This window comes from Ramlibacter sp. (genome assembly GCF_028291745.1).
Taxonomy (GTDB): domain Bacteria; phylum Pseudomonadota; class Gammaproteobacteria; order Burkholderiales; family Burkholderiaceae_C; genus Ramlibacter.
Map to the genome: position 1 here is coordinate 100,161 of NZ_JAQGNQ010000068.1, position 15,027 is coordinate 115,187.

Annotated in this window: 19 protein-coding genes; 7 read left to right on the plus strand and 12 right to left on the minus strand. The window is 68.3% G+C overall.

Annotated features, from left to right (window positions below):
- Positions 1–11: 11 nt before the first annotated feature.
- Entirely contained in the window at positions 12–155 is a 144-nt protein-coding gene (locus JWP60_RS12800; protein ID WP_299791588.1) for a hypothetical protein, read from the plus strand.
- Here JWP60_RS12800 and JWP60_RS12805 read toward each other — a convergent pair.
- The 4 genes from JWP60_RS12805 to JWP60_RS12820 all read right to left on the minus strand — a co-directional run bounded on the left by JWP60_RS12805 (position 145) and on the right by JWP60_RS12820 (position 3,833).
- Positions 145–783 carry a YbhB/YbcL family Raf kinase inhibitor-like protein gene (locus JWP60_RS12805; protein ID WP_299791591.1) on the minus strand — a complete coding sequence of 213 codons (639 nt, stop codon included), beginning with the start codon at positions 781–783 and terminating at the stop codon, positions 145–147. The two genes, JWP60_RS12800 and JWP60_RS12805, sit on opposite strands and share 11 nt — an antisense overlap.
- Before the next feature lie 145 nt (positions 784–928).
- Complete coding sequence (locus JWP60_RS12810; RefSeq protein ID WP_299791594.1) at positions 929–1,558, minus strand: response regulator transcription factor; 630 nt, start codon at positions 1,556–1,558, stop codon at positions 929–931.
- Positions 1,555–2,895 (minus strand): ATP-binding protein, encoded by a 1,341-nt coding sequence (locus JWP60_RS12815; RefSeq protein WP_299791597.1) that lies wholly within the window; start codon positions 2,893–2,895, stop codon positions 1,555–1,557. Before JWP60_RS12815 ends, JWP60_RS12810 begins: the two co-directional genes overlap by 4 nt.
- Entirely contained in the window at positions 2,892–3,833 is a 942-nt protein-coding gene (locus JWP60_RS12820) for an alpha/beta fold hydrolase (protein WP_299791600.1), read from the minus strand. Before JWP60_RS12820 ends, JWP60_RS12815 begins: the two co-directional genes overlap by 4 nt.
- A gap of 210 nt (positions 3,834–4,043) precedes the next feature.
- On the opposite strand from JWP60_RS12820, the gene pqqA reads away from it, so the two are divergent.
- Genes pqqA through pqqE form a run of 5 tightly spaced genes read left to right on the plus strand, consistent with a single transcriptional unit; the run spans position 4,044 to position 7,238 of the window.
- Positions 4,044–4,118, plus strand: a complete 75-nt coding sequence (gene pqqA / locus JWP60_RS26765) for a pyrroloquinoline quinone precursor peptide PqqA (RefSeq protein ID WP_092938944.1) — start codon at positions 4,044–4,046, stop codon at positions 4,116–4,118.
- A gap of 58 nt (positions 4,119–4,176) precedes the next feature.
- On the plus strand, positions 4,177–5,097 hold the full coding sequence (gene pqqB, locus JWP60_RS12825; RefSeq protein WP_299791603.1) for a pyrroloquinoline quinone biosynthesis protein PqqB: 921 nt from the start codon (positions 4,177–4,179) through the stop codon (positions 5,095–5,097).
- A gap of 49 nt (positions 5,098–5,146) precedes the next feature.
- Positions 5,147–5,854, plus strand: coding sequence for a pyrroloquinoline-quinone synthase PqqC (pqqC, locus tag JWP60_RS12830; RefSeq protein ID WP_299791863.1), 708 nt, complete (start codon positions 5,147–5,149; stop codon positions 5,852–5,854).
- Positions 5,851–6,123 (plus strand): pyrroloquinoline quinone biosynthesis peptide chaperone PqqD, encoded by a 273-nt coding sequence (gene pqqD, locus JWP60_RS12835; RefSeq protein ID WP_299791606.1) that lies wholly within the window; start codon positions 5,851–5,853, stop codon positions 6,121–6,123. Before pqqC ends, pqqD begins: the two co-directional genes overlap by 4 nt.
- On the plus strand, positions 6,120–7,238 hold the full coding sequence (gene pqqE / locus JWP60_RS12840; RefSeq protein ID WP_299791609.1) for a pyrroloquinoline quinone biosynthesis protein PqqE: 1,119 nt from the start codon (positions 6,120–6,122) through the stop codon (positions 7,236–7,238). The genes pqqD and pqqE overlap by 4 nt, the downstream gene beginning before the upstream one ends.
- 147 nt (positions 7,239–7,385) lie before the next feature.
- On the opposite strand, the gene JWP60_RS12845 is transcribed toward pqqE, so the two are convergent.
- Genes JWP60_RS12845 through JWP60_RS12875 form a run of 7 tightly spaced genes read right to left on the minus strand, consistent with a single transcriptional unit; the run spans position 7,386 to position 13,543 of the window.
- On the minus strand, positions 7,386–7,901 hold the full coding sequence (locus JWP60_RS12845; RefSeq protein WP_299791612.1) for a DUF1269 domain-containing protein: 516 nt from the start codon (positions 7,899–7,901) through the stop codon (positions 7,386–7,388).
- A gap of 40 nt (positions 7,902–7,941) precedes the next feature.
- Entirely contained in the window at positions 7,942–8,355 is a 414-nt protein-coding gene (locus tag JWP60_RS12850) for a cytochrome C oxidase subunit IV family protein (RefSeq protein WP_299791865.1), read from the minus strand.
- Between the two features lie 31 nt (positions 8,356–8,386).
- A complete protein-coding gene (locus tag JWP60_RS12855; RefSeq protein ID WP_299791615.1) occupies positions 8,387–9,109 on the minus strand; it encodes a heme-copper oxidase subunit III family protein in 723 nt (240 codons plus the stop codon).
- A 34-nt stretch (positions 9,110–9,143) separates the two neighbouring features.
- On the minus strand, positions 9,144–9,839 hold the full coding sequence (locus JWP60_RS12860) for a cytochrome c oxidase subunit 3 (RefSeq protein WP_299791618.1): 696 nt from the start codon (positions 9,837–9,839) through the stop codon (positions 9,144–9,146).
- Positions 9,836–11,644 carry a cbb3-type cytochrome c oxidase subunit I gene (locus tag JWP60_RS12865; RefSeq protein WP_299791620.1) on the minus strand — a complete coding sequence of 603 codons (1,809 nt, stop codon included), beginning with the start codon at positions 11,642–11,644 and terminating at the stop codon, positions 9,836–9,838. Before JWP60_RS12865 ends, JWP60_RS12860 begins: the two co-directional genes overlap by 4 nt.
- 28 nt (positions 11,645–11,672) lie before the next feature.
- The gene (locus JWP60_RS12870; protein ID WP_299791624.1) at positions 11,673–13,031 is read right to left on the minus strand and encodes a c-type cytochrome; all 1,359 of its coding nucleotides are present in this window, start codon (positions 13,029–13,031) and stop codon (positions 11,673–11,675) included.
- Between the two features lie 2 nt (positions 13,032–13,033).
- The gene (locus JWP60_RS12875; RefSeq protein ID WP_299791626.1) at positions 13,034–13,543 is read right to left on the minus strand and encodes a hypothetical protein; all 510 of its coding nucleotides are present in this window, start codon (positions 13,541–13,543) and stop codon (positions 13,034–13,036) included.
- A gap of 348 nt (positions 13,544–13,891) precedes the next feature.
- Here JWP60_RS12875 and JWP60_RS12880 point away from each other — a divergent pair, with 348 nt between their 5' ends.
- Positions 13,892–14,347 carry a hypothetical protein gene (locus JWP60_RS12880; protein WP_299791628.1) on the plus strand — a complete coding sequence of 152 codons (456 nt, stop codon included), beginning with the start codon at positions 13,892–13,894 and terminating at the stop codon, positions 14,345–14,347.
- A gap of 12 nt (positions 14,348–14,359) precedes the next feature.
- Here the strand turns inward: JWP60_RS12880 and JWP60_RS12885 are convergent, their stop codons facing one another.
- Positions 14,360–15,022, minus strand: a complete 663-nt coding sequence (locus JWP60_RS12885; RefSeq protein WP_299791630.1) for an HAD family hydrolase — start codon at positions 15,020–15,022, stop codon at positions 14,360–14,362.
- Positions 15,023–15,027: the final 5 nt, after the last annotated feature.

A 15,027-nucleotide genomic window follows, 5' to 3' on the forward strand; every position in this document is an offset into this window, starting at 1 on the left:
ACACCGCAAAGATGAAGACCGCGACCCTTCCTGCCATCCGCTGGAACGGCGAACTCCTGCCCGACCGGCCGGCGCTGGAACAAAAGCTTGGCGCGGTCGCCGCGCAGGCCGACCCGGAGGATGCCTGCGGCATCCCCACCGGAATCAGCGGCTGAACGTCGCCGTGAAAGTCGCCTTGCCCAGCAAGACCGGGCCGATCCCCTTGTTCAGCGCGAAGCTGTGCAGCCCCGCCGTGCCGGTCGGCGGAATCCCCGCGGCCGCTTCCAGGTCGGGCACCGAAAGCGCGTAGAGGGTGAACACGTAGCGGTGAGGCGGATCGCCCACCGGCGGGCACGGGCCGCCGTAGTTGCCGTTGCCGTTCGAGAAGCTGCCGTTGCTGCCCAGGAGGCCGGTATCGAAGAAGTCGGTGTTGCCGCCATGCGCGGGTGCAGGCAGCGAGGCGGCGGAATTGCCGGCACCTTGCGGCAGGCCCGTGACGTTCGCCGGCATGTTGTAGACGGCCCAGTGCCAGAAGCCGCTGCCGGTCGGCGCATCGAGGTCCAGCACCTGCAGCGAGAACGACTGCGTTCCCGCCGGCGGGAAGGCCCATTGCACCGATGGCGATACGTTGCCGCCGGTACACCCGAAGCCGTTCGCGATGAACTGGTTGGCAAATGTGCCGGAGGCGAGGTCCGTGCTGCTCAGGGTGAAGGCCGTGTTCTGCGCCGAAGCGCCGCCACAACCGGAAAGGCCGGCCGCACACAGGGCGGCAACGGAGGAAATCAACACCAGGGAAGCTCTCATGGCCATGGGTCTCCTGTTTGTTATCTCGAAGCTTTTCGGCACGCTGATCGCGGCTCGCGAGTCTGGCGACGTGCGCCCGGCGCCGTCAAGGCGCGGGGAGCATCCATGTCATTCGAATGGGGGAACGCCGGTGCCATCCAAGGCCTTACGCCTCCATCAAGCCCCACCGCAAGGCCACCAGCGTCAACTCCGCCTGGTTGCCCGCGGCCAGCTTCTGCTTGATGTTGTAGAGATGCGTGCCGACCGTGCTCGGTGCCAGCTTCAGGTTGTCGGCGATCTGCGAGACGGTGAGGCCTTGGGCCAGTTGCAGGAAGACGGCGAATTCGCGGGCGGTCAACACGTCGGCCGGACTCGCTCCCCCCTGGATCTGCGCCAAGGCCAGCTTCTGCCCGAGCTGCGCATCGAGATAGCGGTGACCGGAAGCGACGGTGCGCACCGCATCCATCAGCGCCTCGGGCGCGCCGCGCTTGGACAGGTAGCCGAGCGCGCCCGCCTTGAACACGCGCTGCGGATAGGCCGTGGCCTCCAGCGCGGAGAGCGCCAGGATGCGCGCGGCCGGATCGTGCGCCAGCAGCCGGCGGATCGCCTCGAGGCCGCCCATGCCGGGCATCGAGATGTCCATCACCACCACGTCGGGCGCGGCTTCGGGATAGTCGCGGCAGGCCTGCTCGCCGCTCTCGGCCTCGGCCACCACCTCGATGCCGGCGGTGCCGAGCAGCATGCGAAAGCCCATGCGCACCACCGCATGGTCGTCCACCAGCATCACGCGGATCATGCGGCCAGCGGCAGCGCCGCCCTCACCTCGGTGCCGCCCTCGGCGCGCCGTTCCACCGCCAGCGTGCCCCCGAGCGACTCGGCGCGTTCGGTCAGCCAGCGCAGGCCGAAGTGGCCCTTGGCGCGCCAGTCTTCGGGCAGGCCGGCGCCGTCGTCGGTCACGCTGACCTGCAGGCTGCCCTGATCGCCGGCCACCGCCACGCGCACTTGCCGCGCGTGTGCGTGGCGCAAGGCATTGGTCAGTCCCTCCTGCACCACGCGATAGGCGACCAGCGCCGTGGCCTCCTGCACCGGCTCGGGCACGCCTTGCGTGTCCAGCTCGATGCGCGTTCCGGCGTGGCTGGCGCGCACGCGATCGACCAGGTCACCCAGCGCTTCGGCGAGGCCGAGGTGGTCGAGCGGCATGGGCGCGATGCGCGGGATCATGCCGTGCATGTGGTCGTACAGGCGCGCCGCTTCCTCTTCGATCAGGTGGGCGGCCTGGGCTGACTGCGGATCCGCGCCGTCGCTGCGCAGCGCGATCGACATCGCCAGGCTGCGGATCGCCGTGACCGACTGGCCCAGTTCGTCGTGCAGGGCCCGCGCGATCTCGCGCCGCTGCGCATCGACGTGTTCCTCGATGCGGCCGGCCAGCTCGCGCGCATCCGAGAGGCGCCGTTCCGCCTCGAAGGCGCGCTGCCGGCTGGCCAGGTTGTCCCGCAGCACCGCCACCATGCCGTTGAACGCCGTACCGATCGCCGCGGCCTCGGCGCCGGCCAGCGGTGGCAGCACGGTGTCGAAGTCGCCGCTCTGCAGCCGGTTGAGGCCGCCCACGATCAGCGGGAACGGCCGCACCGCACGCCCCACCGCCCAGAACACCAGCACATTGATCACGACCAGCCCCGCGGCACCGGCGGCGGCCAGCGTCACGATGTCGTCCCAGCCATCCAGCACCGCGCGCGAGGGCTCGGCCTCCACCACCAGCCGCCCGATCGGCAGCACCAGCACCTGGCGCGAAGGCTGGGGCAGCATCAGCGCGGAGAACCAGGCGGGCGCCTCGCGCCCCAGCTTGTACGTCGCCGGGGGCGAGCGGTACAGCACGTGGCCGGCTTCGTCGGTGAGCGTAATGTTGTTGGCGCGCACGCGGCCGAGCTGCTGGAAGAAGCGCAGCAGGCTCTCCATGTCCATCGGGTACTGCAGGGCCAGGCGCTGCAGCAACTGCACGGTGACGCGGTTGGTGGCGACGATCTCCTCGCGCACCGAACGCCGCACGCCGTCGAGCTGCAGCGCGATGGTGGAGAGCACCAGCAGCGCGATCACGCTGGCGACGATCAGGTTGATCTTCAGGCGCAGGCTCACGCGTTCTCCTCTTGCCGCTGCGACAGGGAGCGCAACGCCTCCTGCATGGCCGCGGACATGGCCGGATGCATGGGATCGTGGCCGGCGTGCGGCACCAGGTCGAAGTGGCTGCCCGGGATCAGCGCCTGCACGGCACGCGCGGCGGCCGGCCGGCAGACGACATCCGCTTGACCATGCAGGAAGCGGACCGGCACGCGGGGCAAGTTGCGGGCTGCCGCATGCAGCGCCCAGTCGCCGAGCCAGCAGCCGTGCGCGAGATAGTGCGACTGGACGCGGTAGCGGTCGATGGCCGGCTGCAGATCCGCAGGGGCCGGCGCACTGCTCCCGGCCAGCGCCTGCTCCCAGGCCAGCCACGCGAGCGTGACGCGTTCCTGCAAGGCGGGCGCGCCATGGTCGAACACTGCGGTCAGCCAAGGCAGCAGGTGCTCCCGCGCGGCCGGTGGCGCCAGGGCGGCCAGGTCCTCCCAGGCGTGCGGCGCCAGTGCCCGGGCGCCGTGGAAGAACCAGCGCAGCTCCTGCGCATCCGGCACGAACAGGCCGCGCAGCAGCAGCCCGCTGACGGCATGAGGATGTCGCCCGGCATACGCCAGGGCCAGCGTCGCGCCCCAGGAGCCCCCCACGACGCACCAGCGGGCCACGCCCAAGGACCGCCGGAGCGCTTCGATGTCCTGCAACAGGTGGTGCGTGGTGTTGTCCGCGATCCGGCCGCGCGGCGTGCTCGCACCGCAGCCCCGCTGGTCGAAGCCGATGACCCGCCAGCGCGCCAGGTCGAAGAAGCGCACCAGCCCCGGCGTCAGCGCGGAGCCCGGCCCGCCATGCAGCACCAGCGCCGGCACGCCCTGCGCCGCCCCGAATTCCTGCCACGCGATCGCATGGCCGCCTCCCACGGCAAGCCTGCCCGTGCGACACGGCGAATCGATGCAGGCGCGAGTCTCCATGGAAGACATGCTGGGAGACTCCGCGGGATTGCGCAAGCGCAATGTTGCGCACCCGGCGCCGGCCTGCCGGCATCCGATTCATGAAAATCATGAGTCTTCTTTCCAGATCGGGACGCTGCGCTGCGTCCCGCGTCGCTCTACCCTGCACAGCGAAGATGCTTTCGCGTCTTCGGGCGCAGACCGCGCTCCCCACCAAGAGAGGACAGCACCATGACCTGGACGACCCCGCAAGCCTGCGACTTCCGTTTCGGCTTCGAAATCACGATGTACGTGGCCGCTCGCTGAAGCACGCCGCCGGGGACGGGTCGCCCGGCGGGCGGTCCGCCTCCGGCCCGTACCGCACATGCTGCTCCACGTCCTGGGCTCGGCTGCCGGCGGCGGCTTTCCGCAATGGAATTGCAATTGCCGCAATTGCGCCGGCGTACGCGCCGGGACGCTGCGCACACGGGCGCGCACCCAATCGTCGATCTGCGTCCGCGGTGACGCCAGCGCAGACTGGGCGCTGGTTAACGCCTCGCCCGACCTCCTGGCGCAGATCCGCGCCCACGCGGCGCTGCAGCCGGCACGGGCGCCGCGCGACAGCGGCATTGCCACCGTGCTGCTGATGGATGGCCAGGTCGACCACACCACCGGCCTCTACATGCTGCGCGAACGCGGCACGCCGCTGCCCCTGTGGTGCGCGGACCCGGTGCACGAGGACCTCACGCGCGGCAACCCGATCCTGCGCGTACTCGAACATTACTGCGGCGTGGAGCGCCATCCGATCCCGCTCGACGGCAGCGAATTCACCATGGCGGGCGTGCCCGGCCTGCGCTTCGCGGCGCTGCCCCTGGCCAGCAAGGCCGCGCCTTATTCGCCGCATCGGGACGCGCCGGTGCCGGGCGACAACATCGGCCTGACCATCATCGACGCCGCGAGCGGACAGCGCGTCTTCTATGCCCCCGGCCTGGGTGAGCGCAATGGTGATGTCGATGCAGCCATGCGCGCCGCGCACTGCGTCCTGGTCGACGGCACCTTCTGGACCGACGACGAGATGATCGCCCTCGGTTTCAGCCGCAAGACCGGGCGCAGCATCGGCCATCTTCCCATCTCGGGACCGGGCGGCACGCTCGAGTGGCTGGGTTCGCTGCCCGCCGCCACGCGCAAGGTGCTGATCCACATCAACAACACCAATCCCATCCTTGACGAAGAGAGCGCCGAGCGGGCGCTGCTCACGCGCCATGGGGTGGAGGTGGCCCACGACGGCTTGCAGATTGCCCTGTGAGCGACGGAGAAGCATCATCGCCCTGATCGACCCCTCCCTCGCACCGCCGCTGCCCGCCAGCGCCGCTGCCCCCTGGAGCCGCAAGGAGTTCGAGGCGCAGTTGCGCGAGCGCGGCAAGGCCTATCACATCCACCATCCCTTCAACCGGATGCTCAACGAGGGCCGCGCGACGCCGGCCCAGATCCGCGGCTGGGTGGCCAACCGCTTCTACTACCAGATCGCCATCCCGGTGAAGGACGCGGCGGTGCTCTCCAACTGCCCGGACCGCGAGGTGCGGCGCGGCTGGGTGCAGCGCATCCTGGATCACGATGGCCAGGGCGACGACCCCGGCGGCATCGAAGCCTGGATCCGCCTCGGCATGGCCACGGGGCTGGCGCGCGAGGAGATCACGGACCTGCGGCACGTGCTGCCGGCCATCCGCTTCGCCGTCGATGCCTACGTGAATTTCGCCCGGCGGGCGCCATGGCAGGAGGCGGTCTGCTCCTCGCTCACCGAGCTGTTCGCGCCCGAGATCCACAAGCAGCGCCTGGCCGGCTGGCCCGAGCACTATCCCTGGATCGCCAGCGAGGGCCTGCAGTACTTTCGCAGCCGCGTGACCCAGGCGCGGCGCGACGTCGAACAGGGCCTGGCGCTCACGCTCGACCACTTCTCCACCCGTCCGCAGCAGGAGCGGGCGCTCGACATCCTGCAGTTCAAGCTCGACATCCTGTGGGCGATGAACGATGCGCTCGCGCAGCACTACGGACTATGGCCATGAACGCCCCCGGACCGGCCAGCCGCCCGCGCATCGCACCGGGCTTTCGCCTGCAATGGGAAGAGGTGCAGCAGGCCCACGTGCTGCTCTATCCGGAAGGCATGGTGAAGTTGAACCAGAGCGCCGGCGAAATCTTGAAGCGCTGCGACGGCCGCGAGGTGAGCGCGCTGGTCGACGAATTGCAGCAGGCCTTCGCCACCACCGGGCTGGAGCCCGAAGTGCTGGCCTTCCTCGACATCGCCGTGCAACAGCGCTGGGTGGAGCTGGCATGAACCACAGCGCGCCACCGGGACCGCCGCTGTGGCTGCTGGCGGAACTGACGTACCGCTGCCCGCTGCACTGCGCCTTCTGCTACAACCCGGTCGACTTCGCGACGCAGACCGACGAACTGGGCACGGAGGATTGGCTGCGCGTGCTCTCCGAAGCGCGCGCGCTGGGCGCCGTGCAGTGCGGCTTCTCCGGCGGCGAGCCGATGCTGCGCGATGACCTCGAGGTGCTGGTCGAACATGCGCACCGCCTGGGCTACTACACCAACCTGCTGACCTCCGGGGTGGGCTTCACCGAGGAGCGCGCGGCGGCGCTGAAGGCGGCGGGGCTGGACCACGTGCAGCTCTCGTTCCAGGATTCCACGCGCGAGATGAACGACTTCCTCTCGCACACCCGCACCTTCGAGTTGAAGCAGCGTGTCGCCCGCTCGATCAAGGCGAACGGCTGGCCGATGGTGCTGAACGTGGTGATCCACCGGATGAACATAGCCCACATGGACCGCATCATCGCGATGGCCGAGGATCTCGGTGCGGAATACCTGGAACTGGCCAACACGCAGTACTACTCCTGGGCGCTGGAGAACCGTGACCACCTGCTGCCCACGCGCGCGCAACTGCAGCACGCCGAGGCGGTGGCCAACGAATGGCGGGTGCGGCTGGCCGGGCGCATGCGCCTGTTCTTCGTGGCGCCCGACTACCACGATGCCAAGCCGAAGAAATGCGTGAACGGGTGGGGCAGCATGTTCCTCACCGTGGCGCCCGACGGCACCGCCCTGCCCTGCCACACGGCAAAGATGCTGCCGGGCCTGCGCTTTCCCAACCTGCGCGAGACCAGCGTGGCCAGCGCCTGGCTGGACTCCGACGGCTTCAACCGCTTTCGCGGCACGGGCTGGATGAAGGAGCCCTGCAGCTCCTGCCCGCAACGGGAAGAGGATCTCGGCGGCTGCCGCTGCCAGGCCTACATGCTGGCAGGCGATGCGCAGACGGCGGACCCGGTGTGCCCGAAGAGCCCGCACCATGGCGTGGTGCTCGAGGCGCTGCGGCGCGCGGAGGCCGGCGAGGCGCCGGCGCGGCCACTGATTTTTCGCGACCCGAAGGCGTCTCGACTTTTGTCGGCGTAGTGATCAGGAATTTCTTGAACGCCGAAGGCGCAGAAGTACGCAGAACACGCGGAAGACTCCTTGAAGGTTTTTCTGCGCCTTCTGCGTCACTTCTGCGAATTCTGCGTTCAAGAACCTCTCAAATGAACGACCACGCAGATCGCAGGCTTAAGGGAACGCTGGGATGTCCGGCTCCGTGCCCTCCAGGTGCGCCTCCGGGTGCTGCGCCTGCAGCCGCGCCTCCACCTGTTCGACCCGCGTCATCGCCACGTCGACCATCAGCAAGATCCGCCCCTGCTCGATCTGGGGCGTGAAGCGTTCGAGCCGCTTGCTGGGGGTCGACACGCCGATCATGCTGGACGACCAGCTGCCGAACAGCGCGCCGGCAATGGCCAGCACCGCGGCGATGCCCCACTGCGGCTCGTCGCCGACGATGGGATAGTGCACGGCGACCAAGCCGCCCAGCAGCGCCCCGACGCCGCCGCCGATCAGCAGGCCACGCTCGGCGGCGCGGATGACGTCGGAGGTCTGCAGCACGTTGGCTTCGTTCAGGCCCGACATGTCGCTGCCCTCGCGGGCGACGAAGTGGATGTGGCGCGCCTCGATGCCGGTGCGCAGCAGATCACCCATGGTTCTGCGCGCACTCTCCAGATCGGGGAGCAGCCAGTAAATGCGTCGGCTCATGTCAACCTCCCTGGGGCGATGCCCCGATGAACAACCGTCGTCAGTGCGCCGCGGGCTGGGTCGTCGCAGGCGCGAAGAAAGTGCCCCGGGTGAAGAAGGTGTAGTCGGCCTCCAGCGCGCCGATTCCCACCAGCGTCACCAACAGCACGGGAGGAACCACGATCGCATAGAGCAGTGCGAGGCGCTCCCACACCATGTGCATGAAGACGGAAACGATCAGGCCCGCCTTCAGCAGCATGAAGAGGATGATCAGCGACCAGCGCAGCATGCCGTGGAAGTGGAAGTAGTCGACCATGTAGGAGGCCGCGCTCAGCACGAACAGCAGGCCCCAGATCTTGAAGTAGATGCCCAGCGGATGCTGTTGCCCCTCGCCGTGCGCCTGCGAATGCGCACGTGCAGGCGCAGGTGCAGGTGCATGCGTTTCGCCCGGCTCGCTGGCCACCGGAATGTGCATGTGCTCTACGTGTTCCATGGTTGCCTCCCGCTCACCAGAGATAGAAGAACGCGAAGATGAAGACCCATACCAGGTCGACGAAGTGCCAGTACAGACCGACGATCTCGACGATGCTGTAGTTGCCGCTGCGCCCGGTCAGGAAGCCGGGGCGCTCCGCCGCCAGGTCGCCGCGCAGGACCTTGGCCGAGACGATCAGCAGGAAGATCACGCCGATCGTCACGTGCGTGCCGTGGAAGCCGGTGATCATGAAGAACGCGGAGCCGAACTGCGCCGCCCCCCAGGGGTTGCCCCAGGGCCGCACGCCTTCGGCAATCAGCTTCGACCACTCGAAAGCCTGCATGCCGACAAAGGTCGCCCCGAGCGCCGCCGTGGCCAGCAGCAGCCCGAAGGTCATGCGACGGTTGCGTCGGTAGCCGAAGTTCACCGCCAGCGCCATGGTGCCGCTGCTGCTGATCAACACGAAGGTCATGATCGCGATCAGCAGCAAGGGCACGCTGCGGCCGAAGAGCGTCAGCGAGAAGACTTCGCTTGGATTCGGCCACGGTACGACGGTGGACATGCGCACCGTCATGTACGAGATCAGGAAGGTGCCGAAGATGAAGGTGTCGCTCAGCAGGAAGATCCACATCATCGGCTTGCCCCAGGGGACGTCCTTGAACACCCGCTGGTCCGACGACACGTCGGCGACGATGCTGTCCCAGCCGGCCGGCAGGGGCTGTACGTTGTCGATGGCGATCGCCTGGTTGGTGGTCATGGTTGCGCTTCCCTGGTGGCTGGCTGGGGCTCGGTCACAAGGAGGCCGACGAGCAGATCGCCAGCCCGAGGTCGCTCGACACCAGCAGGGCGTAGAGCAGCGCCCACACGGCAAGCAGGTAGTGCCAGTAGGTGGCGCACAGCTCGACGCCGGCCCTCAGCCGCGAGCGATCCGCGCCCCGCCATGCCTTGGCGCAAGCGCGTGCCCACGCCACCAGCCCGCCGATCACATGCAGCCCGTGCACCGCCGTCAGGAGATAGAAGAAGGAGCTGGCCGCGCTGGTGGAAACGTAGAAACCGGCGTCGGCCAGCTGTTTCCACACGACGAGTTGCCCGACGATGAAGGCGATGGTGAGCCCGCCGCTGGCGGCCAGGCCGCGCCGCACGCCCGTGTCGTTCGCGCGGCGTGCCGCAAAGACCGTCCACTGCATCGTCACGCTGGCAGCAACCAGCATCGCGGTGTTGACGGCCAGCAGTCGCGGCCGTGGCAGCGGGCTCCAGTCGGTCCATCCGAGTCGCATTGCGTAGGCGCTGACGAACAGGACGAACAGCGAACTCGCGACCCCGAGAAACACCCACAGCGCGGTGCGGCCCACCGGGCGCGCGAACGCCACGCTCACCCCCGGCACCCCGGCCTGCGCCACCCAGGGCTGCACGTGGATCGTCTGCCGGAACAGCCAGCCGACGATGATGGCCATCAGCAGCGACAGGAACACCAGGCCTATCGTCATGCCGCCGCCCCTTGCACGCCCAGCTGCGTGCGGTCCCAGGCCTCGGCGGCGACCTCCGCGGGCGGTACGTTCTGCGGAATGAAGTCGCTCTTCACCCCCGGCACGCCGTAGTCATAGGCCCAGCGATACACCACCGGCAAGTGCTCGCCGAAGTTGCCGTGCCGCGGCGGCGTCTCCGGCGTCTGCCACTCCAGCGTGGTCGCGCCCCAGGGGTTACCGCCCGCGGGACGACCGCGGAAATAGCTGCTGACCAGGTTGTAGAAGAACGCCATCTGTGCCGCGCCCACGACAAAGGCCGCGATCGAGATGGCGGCATTGAGCGAGTGCGCGGAGTCCGGGATGAAGTTGGTGCCGCCGATTGCGTAGTAGCGGCGCGGCACCCCCATGAAGCCCAGGTAGTGCATCGGATAGAAGATCGCGTAGGTGCCGATGAACGTGAACCAGAAGTGGATGCGGCCCAGCGTCTCGTCGAGCAGGCGGCCGGTGACCTTGGGATACCAGTGATAGATGGCGCCGAACACCACCAGCACCGGCGCGATGCCCATGACCATGTGGAAATGCGCCACCACGAACATCGTGTCCGACAGCGGCAGGTCGACCACCACGTTGCCCAGGAACAGGCCGGTCAGTCCGCCGTTCACGAAGGTGAAGATGAACGCTATGGCGAACAGCATCGGGATCGTCAGGCGTATGTTGCCGCGCCACAGCGTCAGCACCCAGTTGTAGACCTTGATGGCCGTGGGGACCGCGATGATCAGGGTGGTGGTGGCGAAGAAGAAACCGAAGTACGGATTCATGCCGCTCACGTACATGTGGTGCGCCCACACGACGAAGCTCAGGCCGGCGATGATCAGGATGGCCCAGACCATCATGCGGTAGCCGAAGATGTTCTTGCGCGCGTGGGTGCTGATCAGGTCCGACACGATGCCGAACGCGGGCAGCGCCACGATGTAGACCTCGGGGTGCCCGAAGAACCAGAACAGGTGCTGGAACAGCAGCGGGTTGCCGCCCGAATAATTGAGTTGCTGGCCCTTGGAGACCAGCGCCGGCATGAAGAAGCTGGTGCCCAGCGTCAGGTCCAGCAGCATCATGATCGCGCTGACGAACAGCGCGGGAAAAGCCAGCAGCGCCAGGACGGTGGCCATGAAGATGCCCCACACCGTCAGCGGCAGCCGCATCATCGTCATGCCGCGCGTGCGCCCTTGCAGCACGGTGACCACGTAGTTCAGGCCACCCATGGTGAAGCCGATCACGAAGACGATCAGCGACACCAGCATGAGGATGATCCCCCCGTGCGCTCCCGGGGTTCCGTCGAGGATGGCCTGCGGCGGATAGAGCGTCCAGCCCGCGCCGGTCGGCCCGCCGGGCACGAAGAAGCTGGCCACCAGCAGCAGCACCGCCAGCAGGTAGAGCCAGTAACTGAGCATGTTGACGTACGGGAACACCATGTCGCGCGCACCGACCATCAAGGGGATCAGGTAGTTGCCGAAGCCGCCGAGGAACAGTGCGGTCAGCAGGTAGATCACCATGATCATCCCGTGCATGCTCACCAGTTGCAGGTAGCTGCTTGGCGTGATGAAGGCGATGCGATTGGGAAAACCGAGTTGCAGGCGCATCAGCCACGAGAACACCAGTGCGACCAGGCCGATGGCGATGGCCGTGAGCGCGTACTGGATCGCTATCACCTTCGCGTCCTGGCTCCAGATGTATTTGCCGACGAAGGTTTTCGGGTGGTGGAGGTGGACCTCCGCCACCTCCGCCGGCGGTGCGAAATCCGATTCGTCGTGCGCAACATGGGTGCTCATCGCGGGGGCCCCTCTCAATGGACTGGGATCAGCGGGCAGGGACGTTGATGTAGGCCAGGACGTCGCCGATGGCTGCGTCGTCGGCCAGCATCCCCGCCACCAGCGCCATCTGCGCTCCGTACAGATCCTGGGGATGCGCGCCGCGCACGCCATCCCTGAAGTTCTTGAGTTGGCGAGCGAGATACCAGTCGCTCATGCCCTTGAGTCTGGGTGCGTGGGTCGCCGCGATCCCCCGGCCCTCGCCGCCATGGCAGGCGGCACAGGTCGCATAGCGCTGGCGGCCCCGGTCGACGTCGCCTTTGATGGTGGGCGATGCCGCGGTGTCCGGCAGGCTGGCGATGTAGGCCACCACGTTGGCGATCGCCGCCTCGTCGGGCAGCGTGGCGGCCATGGGCGCCATCACCTTGCCGAAGGTGTCCTTGTCGTGCACGCCGCGGGTGCCCTGCTTGAACTGGCGCAGCTGCCGCTCCAGGTACCACCCACCCTGGCCACTGAGCTTGGGCGCGTTCATCGCGACGTTGCCCTCGCCCCCCGGGCCGTGGCAGGCGCTGCACAGCGCGTAGGCCGTCTTGCCGGCGACGACATCGCCATGCGCGCGCGCCTGGATCTGTGCGAAGGTCGGTTGCCGGGCCAGCCACTCCTGGTAGGCGGCCGGTTCGTCCACCACGATGCGGCCGCGCATCGCGAAGTGGCCGATGCCGCACAGCTCCTCGCACAGCAGGTCGAACGAGCCGGTTCGGGTGGGCGTGAACCAGGTGTAGGTCACGAGGCCCGGCACCAGGTCCATCTTCACGCGCAGCTGCGCCACGGCGAAGTCGTGCAGCACGTCCTTCGATCGCAGCAGCAATTTCACCGGCTGGCCGAGGGGCACGTGGATCTCCGGGCCCACGAGCAGCACGTCGTCGCTGCCATTGGTGTCCGCGGGATTCATGCCGAAGGGGTTGTCGTCGTTCACGAAGCGCGAGTCGACCTTGCCCAGCTTGCCGTCCTTGCCCGGAAGCCGGTAGGCCCAGCTCCACTGCTGCGCGACGGCCTCGACCACCTGTGCGTCGGCGGGCGGATGCACGATGTCCGCCCACACCACCAGCCCGGGCGCCAACATGGCGGCCACGCCGCCGGCGGTGACGACCAGCAGCCACACTTCGAGCTTCTTGTTTTCCGGCTGGTAGCTCGCCCGGGCTCCGGGGCGATGGCGATAGCGCAGCACGGCCCACGCCGTGAAGACGCTGATCGCCACGAAAACAATCCCGGTGACCCAGAACGTGATGGAGATCGTGTTGTCGATCGTGCTCCAGTTGGAGGCGATCGGCGTGAAGTACCAGGGGCTCAGGAAGTGGAACAGCACCGAGCCGAAGGCCAGCAGGATCAAGGCGATCGCGATGGCCATGCTCAGCTTTCCCCCCGCGTGCGCTTGAGCCGGAAGTACAGCAGGCCGGCCACGCAGCCGAACACCACGTGCGCCGCCAGCGTGTCCCCGCCGCGCAGTTCCGCGAGCCAGGGGAAGAAGGCGGGCAGGCCGTGGAAGTTGACCAGGTAGAGCGCAATGCCCAGGATGCCACCCGTCGCGAGCGCGCGGCCCGGCCGCGCGTCGGCATGGAGCTGGGCCATGATCGCGCCCATCACCAGCCCGAAGACGACGCCCAGCACGTAGTGGACGGCCAGTGCCACGGAGACCACGCCGGCGTGGAAGCCGTAGCCCGTCGTTCGCAGCGGCTCGGTGCCGAGGAACAGCGGCGCGATCATGTGCGAGGTTCGCCAGGGCCCGTCGGCATTGAAGAGGCTGGACCAGAGCAGGTCCAGCACCATCAGTACCGCGCCGGCGGCAAAGCCGGCCACGCCCGCGGCCGCCCAGTCGGGGGCCCGCCAGTGCCAGGATCGCAAAGCCAGGAGAGCTTGCATGCCCACCTCCCTCGTGCGCGCACAGCGCGCAGGGGCGGTTCGACAGGCCGTTGTCGGGGTGGGCCCTCAGGCCGCGCCCGCGGCAGCGACGGGTGAACCGCCGATGCGTCTGCACAGGCTGCCGCGGTTTGCCGCGACAGTGCCGTCGTGCTTGTACACCCGCCGAAGCCGCGACGCAAGCAAGGGCACGGGTCGGCGCCCTCAATTTGTGCGCAGCGGGCCGGCGTGTCGCAGCAAATCGTGCTGCGCCCGCCCCACGATGGCTCGCGGTGTTGTCCGGCCTTGTCTGTCCCGTTTGGACGACAGGAAACCGGGCCCTCGACCGGATGGTGCCGGCTAGAGTGCCCCATGACTGACCTTTATGCCTCACTGCTTTCCTGGGCCGTCACGCTGTCCGGGTACCCTGCTCCCGCCGAGCCGCCGACGGTGGTCATCGAGCCGCACGCCTACTTCGTCGAGCACGCCTGCCACGGACAGGAATGCAAGGTGCTGGGCTGGTATGCGGGCGGCCGGAACGTGTACGTCGACGAGTCGCTGGACGCCCAGACCAGCCTGTTCGCCAGCTCGATCGTGGTGCACGAGATGGTGCATTACCTCCAGGGTGTGGCGCGCGGCGACGACGCGCTCGCGGCCGGCGCCGCCTTCAGCGTGGCGCCCTCGTGCGAACAATCGGTCAGCTGGGAACGCGAGGCCTATGGGGTGCAGCGCGAGTACATCCTGCGCTACGGTGCGTATCTGCCGGTAGGGACGGCGATGATGGATGTGCATTGCGACCGGGCCGAGGACGCCGATCCCCGGCGCTGAGGGGGCTCCGGGTCAGGCCCGCAATGACATGACGGGCCAGCCCTGCTGCTCGGCATGCACCCGCAGCCGAGCATCCGGATCCACCGCCACCGGATCGCTCACGGCCTGCAGCAGCGGCAGGTCATTGATCGAATCCGAATAGAACCAGCTGCGTCCCAGGTCGGACCACGCGATACCGCGGCGCGCGAGCCAGGCCTGCACGTGCGTGAGCTTGTGTTCGCGAAAGCAGGCATGGCCGACGATCTCGCCGGTGTAGCGGCCGTGCGCGTCCCGCTCCGGCTCGGTCGCCAGCACGTCGGCCAAACCGAGCGCAGCGCCGAAGGGCTCGGCGACGAAGCGCGTGGTCGCCGTGACGAGTGCGCAGACCTGCCCGGCGGCGCGGTGCCGGTCGACCAGCTGCTGCGATGCCGCCGGAATGCTCCGCGCGATCACGTCGCGAAACTCGCGCAACCACCGCGCCAGGATCGCCGGGTCGTGCCCGGCCAGCGCGCCCACCGTGAAGCGATGCATCTGGACCATGTCGACCGTGCCCTGCGCATAGCGGCGGCAGTACTCCAGGTACTGCGGCTCGAACTCCGGCGGCAGCGCGCCCAGCGACGCCAGGTAGCGGGTGAAGGCCGAGCCGCTGTCGAAGGGAATCAGGGTGTGGTCGAGGTCGAAGAGCGCGATGTCCATGGGGT

What these genes read in the sequence shown, in the direction of transcription:
- JWP60_RS12885 (WP_299791630.1), bottom strand. Translation starts at nt 15,022, where the DNA reads ATGGACATCGCGCTCTTCGACCTCGACCACACCCTGATTCCCTTCGAC.
- JWP60_RS12845 (WP_299791612.1), bottom strand. Translation starts at nt 7,901, where the DNA reads ATGAGCCGACGCATTTACTGGCTGCTCCCCGATCTGGAGAGTGCGCGC.
- pqqD (WP_299791606.1), top strand. Translation starts at nt 5,851, where the DNA reads ATGAACGCCCCCGGACCGGCCAGCCGCCCGCGCATCGCACCGGGCTTT.
- JWP60_RS12810 (WP_299791594.1), bottom strand. Translation starts at nt 1,558, where the DNA reads ATGATCCGCGTGATGCTGGTGGACGACCATGCGGTGGTGCGCATGGGC.
- JWP60_RS12850 (WP_299791865.1), bottom strand. Translation starts at nt 8,355, where the DNA reads ATGCACATTCCGGTGGCCAGCGAGCCGGGCGAAACGCATGCACCTGCA.
- JWP60_RS12875 (WP_299791626.1), bottom strand. Translation starts at nt 13,543, where the DNA reads ATGCAAGCTCTCCTGGCTTTGCGATCCTGGCACTGGCGGGCCCCCGAC.
- JWP60_RS12805 (WP_299791591.1), bottom strand. Translation starts at nt 783, where the DNA reads ATGAGAGCTTCCCTGGTGTTGATTTCCTCCGTTGCCGCCCTGTGTGCG.
- JWP60_RS12820 (WP_299791600.1), bottom strand. Translation starts at nt 3,833, where the DNA reads ATGGAGACTCGCGCCTGCATCGATTCGCCGTGTCGCACGGGCAGGCTT.
- JWP60_RS12855 (WP_299791615.1), bottom strand. Translation starts at nt 9,109, where the DNA reads ATGACCACCAACCAGGCGATCGCCATCGACAACGTACAGCCCCTGCCG.
- JWP60_RS12880 (WP_299791628.1), top strand. Translation starts at nt 13,892, where the DNA reads ATGACTGACCTTTATGCCTCACTGCTTTCCTGGGCCGTCACGCTGTCC.
- JWP60_RS12800 (WP_299791588.1), top strand. Translation starts at nt 12, where the DNA reads ATGAAGACCGCGACCCTTCCTGCCATCCGCTGGAACGGCGAACTCCTG.
- pqqE (WP_299791609.1), top strand. Translation starts at nt 6,120, where the DNA reads ATGAACCACAGCGCGCCACCGGGACCGCCGCTGTGGCTGCTGGCGGAA.
- pqqB (WP_299791603.1), top strand. Translation starts at nt 4,177, where the DNA reads ATGCTGCTCCACGTCCTGGGCTCGGCTGCCGGCGGCGGCTTTCCGCAA.
- JWP60_RS12865 (WP_299791620.1), bottom strand. Translation starts at nt 11,644, where the DNA reads ATGAGCACCCATGTTGCGCACGACGAATCGGATTTCGCACCGCCGGCG.
- JWP60_RS12870 (WP_299791624.1), bottom strand. Translation starts at nt 13,031, where the DNA reads ATGGCCATCGCGATCGCCTTGATCCTGCTGGCCTTCGGCTCGGTGCTG.
- JWP60_RS12860 (WP_299791618.1), bottom strand. Translation starts at nt 9,839, where the DNA reads ATGACGATAGGCCTGGTGTTCCTGTCGCTGCTGATGGCCATCATCGTC.